Raw genomic sequence first — 13,023 nt, forward strand, 5'->3', positions numbered from 1 at the left:
AAACAGTTGGTAAAATTCAATTAATCACTTATTTTTGCTGCAATCATATACACAACATCATGGGACACCATAAAGAAGAAAAAGAAAACTTTGATTACATATACTACTTAGTAGGATTAGTTTCAGGCTTATTTGTAGGCGGTATTATTGAAAAAGGCTTTACCTGGATTTTTGTAGGTGGTGTTTTAGGTTTGTTAACTGCTGCTGCATATATCGCCGTGTTAGTTCGTGGCCGTAATGAAGAGGCCTGATCCTGACCTCCCCTCATTTATAAAAAATTGGAACCAGTTTTACGGCATTGTTGTCGCGTGGCTGGTTTTTTTAGTTTTAGTATTCTGGCTCATTACCAAATTCTTTGAATGAGTTTAACCGACTGGATTGTTTTAGGGCTTACCATATTCTCTATAGTGCTGTATGGTATATGGAAAAGCGGCAGTAATAAAAATATCGACCAGTTTTTGATGGGCAGCCGCTCATTGCCCTGGTACCATGTGGGTTTATCGGTAATGGCTACACAGGCCAGTGCTATTACTTTTCTTTCGGCGCCTGGCCAGGCTTATACCGATGGGATGCGCTTTGTGCAGTTTTATTTTGGGTTGCCGCTGGCCATGATTGTGCTTTGTATCACCTTCGTTCCCATTTTTCATCGCCTTAAAGTTTATACCGCTTACGAGTTCCTGGAGCAGCGTTTTGATCTGAAAACCCGTGCGCTTACGTCGTTCCTGTTTTTGGTGCAACGGGGACTTTCAACCGGCGTTACCATTTACGCTCCCTCTATCATCCTTTCAACCATATTAAATATCAATACCATTTACACCACGCTTTTTATAGGTGGCTTGGTAATTGTGTATACGGTTTATGGTGGCAGCAAAGCGGTGTCATACACCCAGCTGCTTCAAATGAGCATTATTTTTATGGGGATGTTTTTGGCCGGTATACTGGTGGTTTACCTGCTGCCGGGTAATGTAAGCTTCATGAGCTCGCTCAAAATGGCCGGCAAAATGGGCAGGATGAATGTGATAGACTGGAAATTTGACCCTAATAACCGCTATACGCTCTGGAGCGGATTAATTGGTGGTTTTTTCTTGCAGCTTTCTTATTTCGGTACCGATCAGAGCCAGGTTGGGCGTTATTTAACCGGAAGCTCGGTAGGGCAAAGCCGCCTTGGGCTTATCATGAACGGATTGATCAAGATCCCAATGCAGTTCCTGATTCTGCTGATAGGGGTACTGGTATTTGCGTTTTACCAGTTTAACCGCCCGCCGATGTTTTTTAACCAGTACGAGGTTAAGCAAATCAAGAGCAGCAATTACGCTACACAATATAATTACCTCGACCAGCAATATGCCCAGGCTTTTGAGCAAAAAAAGATCAAAGCCAGCGAGCTGGTAAAAGCTATCGACAGTAAAAATGAAGACCGCATAAACCACGCGCAGGACCAGTTAAAGGTAGCCGATATCCAGGCCCGCATCATCAGGCAAAACGCCATTGAACTGATGAAAAAGAACAACCCCAAGGCCGATGATAATGATACCAATTACATATTCCTCACCTTTGTCACCCAATATCTGCCTAAAGGATTGATAGGCTTGCTTATCGCTATTATTTTCCTGGCGTCTATGGGCTCAACGGCAAGTGCCTTAAACTCGCTGGCTTCAACAAGTGTGGTTGATATTTATAAACGGATCATTAACCCCGGTGCTACCGATCAAAATTATTTAAATGCATCGCGCCTGGCAACAGTATTTTGGGGCCTGGTTTGTATTGGGATGGCATTATACGCCAGTCGTATCGGTAACCTGCTCGAAGCCGTAAACCAGTTAGGCTCCTATATTTATGGAACCATCCTTGGGGTATTCATTGTAGCTTTCTACCTCAAAAAAATAAATGGCACTGCAGTATTTATAGCTGCTATTATTACCGAGGCCATCATTTGTTTGTTAGGTTATTTTAATGTTATCGCTTATTTATGGCTGAACGCAATAGGGGCTATTTTGGTGATCCTGATAGCGATGTTAATCAGTGCGGCAACTCCATCTAAATCTCACCCGGTTGGGGAGGCTTCCTGAATTTATATCGATCATATCAAAAGAAAAGCTCCGTTTCCTATAGGGAACGGAGCTTTATATTTTAAAGCCCTCCTCTTCAGGGGAGGGTTGGGTGGGGTTATTGCTTAGCCTGATCTAACGCTTCCTGGTTCAGGCGGGCGTATTCCTCATCTTTATCGGCGTTGGCCAGGGCTATACCGGCTTCAGCAGCGGCGATGGCACCGGCTTTATCACCTTTACGCAATAACAGGCGCGATTCCCATAGCTTATACCAGGGGCCTTTAGGCTCAATTTTTTCGGCTTCGTAAACCCAACCTAATGCTTTATCAACATCCTTATGATTTTCGTAATAATACTGTATGGCGTTGAAGTAGTATGGCTTGCGGTCGCCCTTCATCAGCTCATCAATATTGGCTGTGATTTTGGCATCGTCGTCGGTTTCCATGTGGATGTATGCGGCGGTTTTGTCCCAAACTAAAACCAGGTCGGTTGATTTGGTGGTCGAATTAACAAAAGCCATGGTAAAGGTTTCCCTTTTTTCGCTCACGCGGATAGGTTTTATCGTGAAGCGAAGAAAATCCTGGTCTTGCTTATAGCTGTAAGCACCCCATTGTTTTACAACCTTATTTAGGATAATAGTCCACTCGCCTTTGGTAGGGATGCTGAATAAAGAATAGGTGCCTGCAGGTACAGGGTTTCCTTCAATAACAACTTTTTCACTAAAGGTGATGGTTGTGGCGGCATTGGCTCCTGTGCGCCAAACTTCGCCGTAAGGGATAATACCGCCGAATATTTTGCGGTCTTTAACATTTGGGCGCGAATAAGTAACGGTTACTTTCCCTAATCCGAAATCCTGGATAATGGTTTGAGTTGAACTGGCCTCAGGTATGCGGGGTATAGCCTGGGCGTATAATTTAAAGCTAAAACAACAACACGCTATCAGCATGCTGAACAGGAATACGTAAGTTTTTTTCATGATTATAGTTTTCGAATCTAAGATACCAAATGTTTTAATGCAGATATTATTGTGTATGACGTAAAAATATTTTCAAGGTTTAGAAGCCTCAGTATAAATACGTAATAAATAGGGGCGGCGTTACTGCAAAGCTAAAATTACCAGCGCTTTATTACCTTTGCACCCATGATTGACGTTATATTAAAGAAGGGTAAAGAAAAAGCCGTACTGCAAAGGCACCCCTGGGTGTTTTCGGGAGCGATTGAAAAAGTAAAGGGTAAGCCCGCCAATGGCGATGTGGTACAGTTGCTGAATGCACAGGGCGAATTTATGGCCTATGGTTTTTATAACGATCAATCGAGGGTTACTTTGCGTTTGCTGGAATGGAATAAGGATGTGCAGGTTGATGAAGCCTGGTTTCGCCAAAAGGTGGCTACTGCGGTTAAAAGCAGGGACAGCATCTTAGCTAACGGTACCAACACCTGCAGGCTGATCTTCAGTGAATCGGACTATTTACCCGGACTCATTGTTGATAAATACGCCGGTCATTTAGCCGTGCAGGTGCTTACCTCAGGTATTCAAAATGTAATGCCTGTTATTATCGATGAGCTTAAAAAATTGCTTAACCCCGAAAGCATTTCAGATAAAAGTGATAACGCTTCCCGCGCCCATGAGGGTTTGACCGAGGCGGAGAATAAAGTACTTGCAGGCAGCCCTCCGCCCGAATTGGTAGAGGTTTTGGAAAACGATGTGGTTTACGGCATCAATATCACTGAAGGCCAAAAATCCGGCTTTTACTGTGATCAGCGTGATAACCGTCATGTATTGGCCATGCATGCAAAAGATAAAAAAGTGCTGGATTGCTTTTGTTACACCGGTGGGTTCACTTTAAACAGTCTTAAAGAAGGTGCGGCATCTGTAACAAGCGTTGATAGCTCGGCACTGGCCATTGAAACTTTATCCGAAAATATCAGGTTGAATAAGCTTGATGGAACCAAACATACAGCCATTAAATCCGACGTGAATGTGCAGCTGCGCAAGTTTAGGGACGAGGGTGAAAAGTTTGACGTTATCGTGCTCGATCCTCCTAAATATGCGCCATCACGCTCGGCGCTAACCCGCGCTTCACGGGCTTATAAAGATCTGAACCGTTTAGGCATGCTGCTCCTTAACGAGGGCGGTTTGCTGGCCACCTATTCCTGTTCGGGTGCTATGGATATGGAAACCTTTAAACAGGTAATTGCCTGGGCCGCGCTTGATGCCGGTAAGCAAGTGCAATTCATTTACCAGTTCCATCAACCCGAAGATCATCCGGTACGTGCTTCCTTCCCCGAAGGTGAGTATTTGAAAGGATTGCTTTGTCGGGTGTTTTAGCCCCGCCCCCTAACCCCCTGAAGGGGGAACTAATGCCGAAGGCCTGTTTTGCGAAGCAAAACAGGCCTTCGGCATTTAGTACACTAATACTGCCGCGGGTTTCCAACCTGTGGTTACCATGGTTTCAGCTTTCAGCTGAACCACATTTAATGTAAGCTGAAAGCTTGCCGCATATCAACCACGAGTTTCGCTGTCGCTAAACTCGCGGCAGCATATGTTTTTATTCGATTTTTTTCTTCAATTGACTCCTCCGCTTAAAAAAGCGGTTAATTTTTGTGCGGTTAATGAAATTTTATCCCAATTAACCCCTTTTTTAACCCTTGTTTTAATACCACCCGCTATATCATTGCTGTGCCGAATGGAAAACAGGATAAGAATTAAGCGGGTTTAACCATCCCCGTTTAATGCAGTTTACAATCCCTTAGGCAAGAGTTATAAACCCATTAACCAATTATTTATGTACGAAAATTTTACCAATTATGATGGGTGCCATCGCATCCGTTATCGTGCTAAAATTAAAGGAGTATTGCAGTGCTGCATTACCGCTCTTTTATTTTTAGCCATGTGTACTTCGGCTTTTGCGCAAGGCAGCAAAATAACCGGTGTTGTAAATGATGAACGCGGGCAGCCCCTGCCAGGTGTAAGCGTTAAGCTAAAAGGTACGCCTAATGGAACAACTACCAATGTAAACGGCCAGTTCAACATTAATGCCGAGCCAAGCCAGACGCTGGTATTTACTTTCCTGGGTTACGTTGCTCAGGAAGTAAACGTGGGCAATCAAAAAAACATCAGCATTAAATTGCAACCAAATGCCACTAACATGAATGAAGTGGTTGTGGTAGGTTACGGTACCCAGCGTAAAGCAACAGTGACCGGATCGGTTGCATCAGTTACCAACAGCGAGATCGTGACCACCAAAAACGAGAACGTGCTGAACATGCTTGCCGGTAAAGTAGCGGGTGTACGGATCACCCAAAATACTTCTGAGCCGGGTTCATTCAGCAACGCGTTTGATATTCGTGGTTTTGGTAACCCACTGGTAGTTATCGACGGGATCCCCCGCGATAACATTACCCGCCTTGATCCTAACGATATCGAAAGTGTTTCGGTATTGAAAGATGCATCGGCAGCCATCTATGGTGTGCGTGCTGCAAACGGTGTAGTTATCGTGACTACTAAAAAAGGTAAAAAAGGTGCCGTTGACCTTAACTATTCAGGTACCTATGGCTGGCAAATTCCCTCATACATGCCAAAACCTGTTGGCGCTGTTGATTTCATGACCCTGGTTAACGAGCAACTTTTGCACAACGTTAACGGCGGACAAGTGAAATATACCGATGCTGATTTTGCAGCGTATAAAAACGGTTCAAAAACCAGTACCGACTGGTATAGCCCCGTTTTTGCTAACAGCGCCCCTCAGCAACAACATAACCTGAATGCCACAGGCGGTACTGATAACAGCAGCTACTTTGTAAGTATGGGTATTACAGATCAGGACGGCTTTTTCAAAAGCGGCGACCTGAACTATAAGAAGTATAACCTACGCTCAAACCTTACCACCAAAATCAATAAAAACCTTACCATTGATGTAAACCTGAGCGGTACTCTTGAGCAAAAAAATCAACCTTATCAGGATGCCTGGTGGATCATCCGCTCGTTCTGGAGGCAGGTACCTACGCAAAGCATCTACGCCAATAATAATCCGGCCTACCTGAACAACGGCGAGGTTGATGGTTCAAACCCTGTTGCCATGGCCGATGCCAATATTGATGGTTACAAACAAATTGCCAATAAATGGTTACAATCTTCGGTATCTGCAACGTATAACGTTCCTTTTGTACCGGGTTTAAGTGCTAAAGGCTTGTATAACTATGATTATTATTTTTCAAGCAACAAGATCTATCAGCGCTCATACAACCAGTATAACTATGACGCAAACAGCAATACCTACCAGCCTATAGCTAACCAAACCCCGGGTTCAATTACCCGTCAGTTTTATGAAAAGCCAAGTACCTTAATGCAGCTTTCTTTAAACTATGCCAAACAGTTTAAAGGCGGGCATAACGTAACCGCGTTGGCACTTTATGAAGAAGGCGAGCAAAAAGGAGATAACTTTAACGCGCAACGCCAGCTTTCATTGCCTGTTGATCAGCTGTCGGCAGGTAACGCCTTAAATCAAACTGCTACAGTTGATGGTGGCTGGCCTTATGATTATGTAAATAAATCATTTGTTGGCCGTGTTAACTATGATTATAAATCAAAATACCTGGTTGAATTTAGCTTCAGGGATGATGCCAGCTCTAAAAATTCTCCGCTTAAAAGATGGGGCTTTTTCCCTGGAGCATCTGCAGGTTGGAGGATCTCACAGGAAAACTTTTGGAAAAATACATCAGCCCTTTCATTTATTGACGACCTGAAAATCCGTTTATCATATGCTAAACTGGGTGATGATGCCGGTCTTAACGCTTACCAATATCTTACCGGTTATAACTACCCTGCTAATGGCGACAACAACAGATTGCCTCCGGGCTCGGTATTTGATGGTACTTTTGTTAACGGCGCAGAAAGTCGTGGTATTGCTAACCCTTATATCTTTTGGTATGTTGCAAAAACATATAATGCCGGTATCGACCTGCAGGCATGGAATGGTTTGTTAGGTTTAACTGTTGATGCCTTCAGGCGCGACAGGAGCGGCCTGCTTAATACCCGTGCCGATAACCTGCCGGGCGTAGTAGGTGCTAATTTACCACAGGAAAACCTTGACAGCGACCGCGCACAAGGTTTTGATATTGAGTTGAACCACCGTTACCATATAGGCAGCTTTAACTATTTTGTTAAAGGTACATTTGGTTATACCCGCACTAAATGGATCAGCAGGGTACACTCGGCTTACGGTAACTCGCAACTTAACTGGCATAACAATAACGACAACCGTTATAACAATATATTCTGGGGTTACGGCGCCAATGGCCAGTTCCAGAATTACCAGCAGATCCTGAACAGCCCGCAGTTTGTATCACGTAACGCTGTAGTAGGTGATTATATTTTGCAAGACTGGAACGGTGACGGTGTGATCAACGACCAGGATGTACACCCGATAGCACAAAACGTAAGTAATAACAACTATAGCGTACCTTCAACCACATTTGGTTTAACACTGGGCGGTTCATATAAAGGTTTTGATATCAATACCGTATGGCAGGGAGCTACCGGCATCAACGTATCATACATTGAGCAGCTGAATATCCCGCTATGGGGCGGAGGCAGTGCACTCTCCATGTTTATGGACAGGTACCACCCAACCGATCCTAAAGCCGACCCTTATGATCCAAACACGGTATGGACCCCGGGTACATTTGCCCTTACCGGCACAACAGCCAATACAAACTCACTTTCAAATATTCACAGCGCAGCTTATGTAAGGCTAAAATCGGCCGAGATTGGTTACAGCATCCCCGCCAGCGCTGCTAAGAAGGTAGGTATCAAAGGCGCAAGGATCTTTGTGAACGGGTACAACATATTAACCATCACAAGCTTGAAATATCTTGACCCTGAGCACCCATCGGCCAACTATGGCTATTTATACCCCTTAGATAAAATTTATTCAATCGGTGTAAATGTTAAACTATAATCAAATACAGATCATGAAAAAATACACATATACGATATTGGCTTTTTTACTTTGCTGGACAACGGCATGTAAAAAGCTGGATACCCTGCCCCCAAGCATTGTTAAGGACGATGACGTTTTTGCAACCGCCGCGGGAATCCAGGCCTATATGGCCCGCATGTACAGCGAATTGCCTATTGAAGATTTCAGGTATTCGCCCGAAAGAGGTTTAAATATGTTCTGGATCATCAGTCCAACAAGTGCCACCACCGGCGAGGCGTTAAGCCGTGACCAGAATGGCTCAATGCAGGAAAATACAGGCCTTTCAACCTGGGGCGATTGCTACAGGACCATCAGGGATGCCAACTATTTTTCTGAAACCCTGCCTAAATACGCAAGCAACTTTACAAACGATCAGGTAAATAACTGGTTGGGTGAGGCAAGGTTTATCCGTGCTGCTACTTACTTTGCTTTGGTTAAACGGTACGGCGGTGTGCCGCTTGTTGATAAAGTGCTTAACTATCCTGCACAAAGTATTGAGGAGCTAAAAATACCCCGTTCGTCTGAAGAAAAGATCTATGATTTTATCGGTACCGACCTGGATTATGCTTATACCAATCTTCCGGAAAGCAACCAGGTTGGCAGGGCTAATAAATATGTGGCTGCGGGCTTTAAATCAAGGGCAATGCTTTACGCCGGCTCGGTAGCTAAATACAATAACATCTCGTTGGTTGATGGCAGCGGCAACAGGCTTTGCGGTATCTCTGCGGCAAAAGCAGTTACTTATTTCAAAGCAGCTTATGATGCGGCAGCTTTACTTGATAGCAAGTACAGCTTGTATAAAAAAGCATGGGCAGCCGGAGATAAAAATGCACAGTATCTGAATTACGTCAACATGTTTTTTGATGCATCAAGCCCTGAAAACATATTTGTTCGTCAGTATCATTATCCTGAATCGGTACATGGCTATGACGCATATAATGTGCCGCGCCAGTTAATGGGTGCTAACGGTTACTCATCAGAGGTTAACCCAACACTGGATTTTGTGGAGATGTTTGACGGTTTCCCTAAAAATGCTGATGGCACCATCAAAACTACAACCGGTGGTAAATACGATCTGTACACCAATACTGTAGATCTGTTTGCAAATGCCGAACCAAGGTTAAGGGCAACCGTGGTTTTACCAGGTGATATAATGAAAGGCATCAGCATCGAGATCCGCAGAGGTATTTATACAGGCAGTTCAGCAGGTGGCATCAGTCCGCTTTTGCCTGCGGGTTCAACTGCTCATTATCCAACAGATAACATAGTACAATCAGCCAACGCAAGCCAAACTCCTTACAAATTGCCAAATGGTACAACCATGAACCCTGCTGGTTTAAGCGGTTATTTTACAGGCGATGGTACTAACTCTGTTTCTGGCTTCTCTATCCGTAAATATATCGTACCGGATAAGCCGACATCAGAAGTATTGGAAAACCGTTCTGATCAAACCTGGATCGAGCTGCGTTATGCTGAAGTATTGCTTAACCGTGCCGAAGCTGCTGTGGAGCTCAATGCGCTTGGTCAGTCGGACAAGAGCTATCTGCAGGATGCCTTTACCCAGATCAACCAGATCCGTGAACGTGCCGGTGCCAACCTGTTAACCGGTACTGCTGATGTAACTGTTAACGTAGTACGCAAGGAACGTAAAAAAGAGCTTGGCTTTGAAAACAAACAGTATTGGGATATGCGCCGCTGGAGGGTTGCCGATAAAGAGCAAAACAGTACCATTTACCGTACGCTGATGCCTTTCTATTCGGCTAACGATGGTAAGTACTTTTTTGATGCGCGTTTAGATGAGCGCAACTCACGCTACACTTTTGATGTGCGTTGGTACTATGAGCAAATACCGCAGGGTGAAATCCAGAAAAGCCAGAATTTAATTCAAAATCCGGGTTATTAATTTTAAGAGAGAGATGAAAAAATTATTTTATAGCATAGCATTAAGTGTATTGGTTGCCGCAGGCAGCTCATGCAAAAAGGTTGATAATTATGCCGCTCCCAATGTTACCTTAAAAGGTACCGTAACTGATGCCGGGAATGGTAAAAGCCTGCAAACAGAACAAGGTTCGGGCACCCGTATCAAATTACTGGAGATAAGCTGGAGCTCAAATCCAACCCCGTTTTATATATCCTCATACCAGGATGGTACTTATCAAAATACCAAGCTGTTTGCAGGTAAAAACGTAATTTCGGCCGAGGGTGCTTTTGTGCCATTGGTACAGGTTGATAACAGCGGCAAAACCATTGTTGATAAAAGCCAAACGGTTGACGTTAAAGATGTGACCACTGTAAACTTTGCGGTTGAGCCATTTTTAAGGATAGAATGGGTAGGCGATCCTGTTTTGAATGCAGATGGCACCATTACTACCAGCTTTAAAATTACCCGTGGTACTGCCGATCCTAATTTTCAGCAGGACGTGAGCGATTTGGCCGTATTTGTTAATTCAAACAACTACGTAGGCAATAACAACTACGATAACCGTTATACCCCTAAACTTAGCGGTGGCGATGCAACAGCTTCTGTAGGAAAAACTATTAGTCTTACTACGCTTGGCGGCGCGCTGCCGGGTAAAAGGAGCTATTTTATCCGCGTAGGCGCAAGAATCTCTTATGGGCTTAATTACTACAATTATACCGACGTTAAAGAGGTAAAAGTTCCTTAAAAAAATGAATACCTGTGTGAGGGAGGGCCGTGGGAGTGGTTCCTCCCAAACACAATTTTATACAATATAACTATGAAGAATACGCTACTTTTTTGTTGCGGACTTGCCTTTGCTGCCGGCGCTTATGCGCAGGATCCTAACCCGAAACCGGCATCCCTGAAAGAGAAAACTGCTTTTCAAACCAGCAGTCCCTGGAGGCCCGAAATTGATGTGCGATCAGACATTGCTATTGTTTATGGCACTAACGATCACCCAAACATGACCTTTGAACAACGCGTAAAATCATGGCGCGACCGTGGTTATGATGTGAATTTCATGACCGGGATTGCCTGGGGCGATTACAAAGATTACTTTTTGGGTAAATGGGATGGTAAAAACCACCTTGGCGTAGGGCAGGTAACACAAAGAGGCGATACAATTTTCCACGGTAAGGACATGCCTTACGTGGTGCCCGATGATTCCTTTATCGAATATATGAAAACCGCTGTGGTTAAGCGTGTGATTGACGTTGGTATCACAAACATTTTTTTAGAAGAACCGGAGTTTTGGGCCCGCGCGGGTTATAGCGCTGGTTTTAAAAACCAATGGCAAAAATATTACGGCTTCCCCTGGAAACCGCAGGATGCATCGGCCGAAAATACTTATTTATCAAACAAGCTAAAATATAACCTGTATTATGAAACCATAAAACAGGTATCATCATACGCCAAAGAATATGGTAAAAGCAAGGGCATGAACATTAAAGTGTTCATAGCTACGCACTCGCTGGTAAACTACTCGTCATGGCAAATTGTTAGCCCGGAGGCAAGTCTGGCTTCATTGCCGGGTATCGATGGCTATATTGCCCAGGTGTGGACAGGCACCTCGCGTGAGCCTACATATTTTAATGGTAAAGAAAAGGAACGGGTATTTGAAAACGCTTTCCTTGAATATGGTTCGGTAGTATCCATGACTGCCCCAACCGGTCGTAAAGTGTTTTTCCTTACCGACCCGATTGAAGACCGCGTGCATGACTGGAGCGATTATAAACGCAATTACCAGGCTACCTTTACCGCCAAGTTATTATACCCCATGGTTGCAGACTACGAGGTAATGCCATGGCCCGAAAGGATCTATACCCATCCTTACCCGGTGTTAGGTACTAATGAAAAAACACTGATCCCACAGTTTTACTCCACCCAGATGCAGATCATGGTGAACGCCCTGAATGATATGCCTGTTTCAAACAATAAGGTATCAGGCGTTAACGGCATTGGAGTGCTGATGAGCAATACCCTGATGTTCCAGCGTTTTCCTACCCACAATGGATTTGAGGATCCGCAGTTTTCCAATTTTTACGGACAAACCCTGCCTTTGGTAAAACGCGGTGTGCCGGTACAAACCGTACACATGGAAAATCTGGGTTATGCGGCATCGCTTAAGGATATCAAGGTTTTGGTCATGAGCTATTCCAACATGAAACCTGTATCAGCCGAAGTTCATGAGCAGCTTGCTGCCTGGGTTAAACAAGGCGGCGTATTGATTTATGTTGGTCGCGATGATGATCCGTACCAATCAGTAATGGAATGGTGGGATACCAAAGGGAACAACTTCACTGCGCCATCGCAGCACCTGTTTAAACTGCTGGGAGTAAACCCGACCGGCGACAATCAGCGTTTTGCTGTTGGTAAAGGAGCGGTTTATGTATTGAGGCAAAACCCTAAAGAATTTGTAATGCAGGCCAATAATGATGAAACTTTTATTAATCTGGTAAAACAGGCTTATGAAAAAGATGCCAATGGTGGTAAGTTGAAATTTAAAAACAGCATGTACCTGGAGCGCGGCCCGTATGATGTTGTTTCGGTAATGGATGAAAATGCCGATAGCAAGCCATACGTGGTAAAAGGCCCGGTTATCGATCTTTTCGATCCACAATTGCCCGTACTCGCCGAAAAAACGATCAACCCTAATGAGCAGGCCTTATTATATGTAGTTAAGCGCGTTGCGGATAAAAAACAGCCAAAAGTATTAGCATCGGCCTCAAGGGTTTATAACGAAGCAGTAACAGAAAACAGTTACACATTTGTGGCCAAAAGTCCTATAAAAACATTAAACAGCACCCGGATCCTGTTGCCTGCACAACCAAAGGAAACAGTAGTTACCGATAGCGAAGGAAAAACCATTACCGATGTAAAATCCTCATGGGATAAATCATCAAAAACCTTATACCTGGGTTTTGCCAACAGCCCCGATGGTATCAAGGTAAGTATTAAATGGTAAAAGATTCTTTTTTGAGAGAGTTGGTTTATTACTTCCGTACATGAAATTTCATGTGCGGAAGTTTTTTTG

At 44.1% G+C, this 13,023-nt stretch carries 8 protein-coding genes; 7 read left to right on the forward strand and 1 reads right to left on the reverse strand.

What is annotated here, in order from left to right; all coding sequences use genetic code 11:
• The first annotated feature begins 59 nt into the window (after positions 1-59).
• Both ACFFGT_RS21070 and ACFFGT_RS21075 read left to right on the forward strand, forming a co-directional pair.
• On the forward strand, positions 60-251 hold the full coding sequence (locus tag ACFFGT_RS21070) for a hypothetical protein (protein WP_377024488.1): 192 nt from the start codon (positions 60-62) through the stop codon (positions 249-251).
• 108 nt (positions 252-359) lie between these two features.
• Positions 360-2,069, forward strand: a complete 1,710-nt coding sequence (locus ACFFGT_RS21075) for a sodium:solute symporter family protein (RefSeq protein ID WP_377024489.1) — start codon at positions 360-362, stop codon at positions 2,067-2,069.
• 97 nt (positions 2,070-2,166) lie between these two features.
• On the opposite strand, the gene ACFFGT_RS21080 is transcribed toward ACFFGT_RS21075, so the two are convergent.
• Positions 2,167-3,024, reverse strand: a complete 858-nt coding sequence (locus ACFFGT_RS21080; RefSeq protein WP_377024490.1) for a DUF2911 domain-containing protein — start codon at positions 3,022-3,024, stop codon at positions 2,167-2,169.
• A gap of 165 nt (positions 3,025-3,189) precedes the next feature.
• On the opposite strand from ACFFGT_RS21080, the gene ACFFGT_RS21085 reads away from it, so the two are divergent.
• The 5 genes from ACFFGT_RS21085 to ACFFGT_RS21105 all read left to right on the forward strand — a co-directional run bounded on the left by ACFFGT_RS21085 (position 3,190) and on the right by ACFFGT_RS21105 (position 12,954).
• Entirely contained in the window at positions 3,190-4,377 is a 1,188-nt protein-coding gene (locus ACFFGT_RS21085; protein ID WP_377024491.1) for a class I SAM-dependent rRNA methyltransferase, read from the forward strand.
• A gap of 457 nt (positions 4,378-4,834) precedes the next feature.
• Positions 4,835-8,008 (forward strand): SusC/RagA family TonB-linked outer membrane protein, encoded by a 3,174-nt coding sequence (locus ACFFGT_RS21090; protein ID WP_377024492.1) that lies wholly within the window; start codon positions 4,835-4,837, stop codon positions 8,006-8,008.
• Positions 8,009-8,021: 13 nt separating this feature from the next.
• Complete coding sequence (locus ACFFGT_RS21095; protein ID WP_377024493.1) at positions 8,022-9,932, forward strand: RagB/SusD family nutrient uptake outer membrane protein; 1,911 nt, start codon at positions 8,022-8,024, stop codon at positions 9,930-9,932.
• A gap of 13 nt (positions 9,933-9,945) precedes the next feature.
• Positions 9,946-10,695 (forward strand): DUF3823 domain-containing protein, encoded by a 750-nt coding sequence (locus ACFFGT_RS21100; protein ID WP_377024494.1) that lies wholly within the window; start codon positions 9,946-9,948, stop codon positions 10,693-10,695.
• A 72-nt stretch (positions 10,696-10,767) separates the two neighbouring features.
• Entirely contained in the window at positions 10,768-12,954 is a 2,187-nt protein-coding gene (locus ACFFGT_RS21105) for a hypothetical protein (protein ID WP_377024495.1), read from the forward strand.
• The last annotated feature ends 69 nt before the right edge of the window (positions 12,955-13,023 follow it).

Source organism: Mucilaginibacter angelicae (assembly GCF_042434235.1).
Lineage (GTDB): Bacteria > Bacteroidota > Bacteroidia > Sphingobacteriales > Sphingobacteriaceae > Mucilaginibacter > Mucilaginibacter angelicae.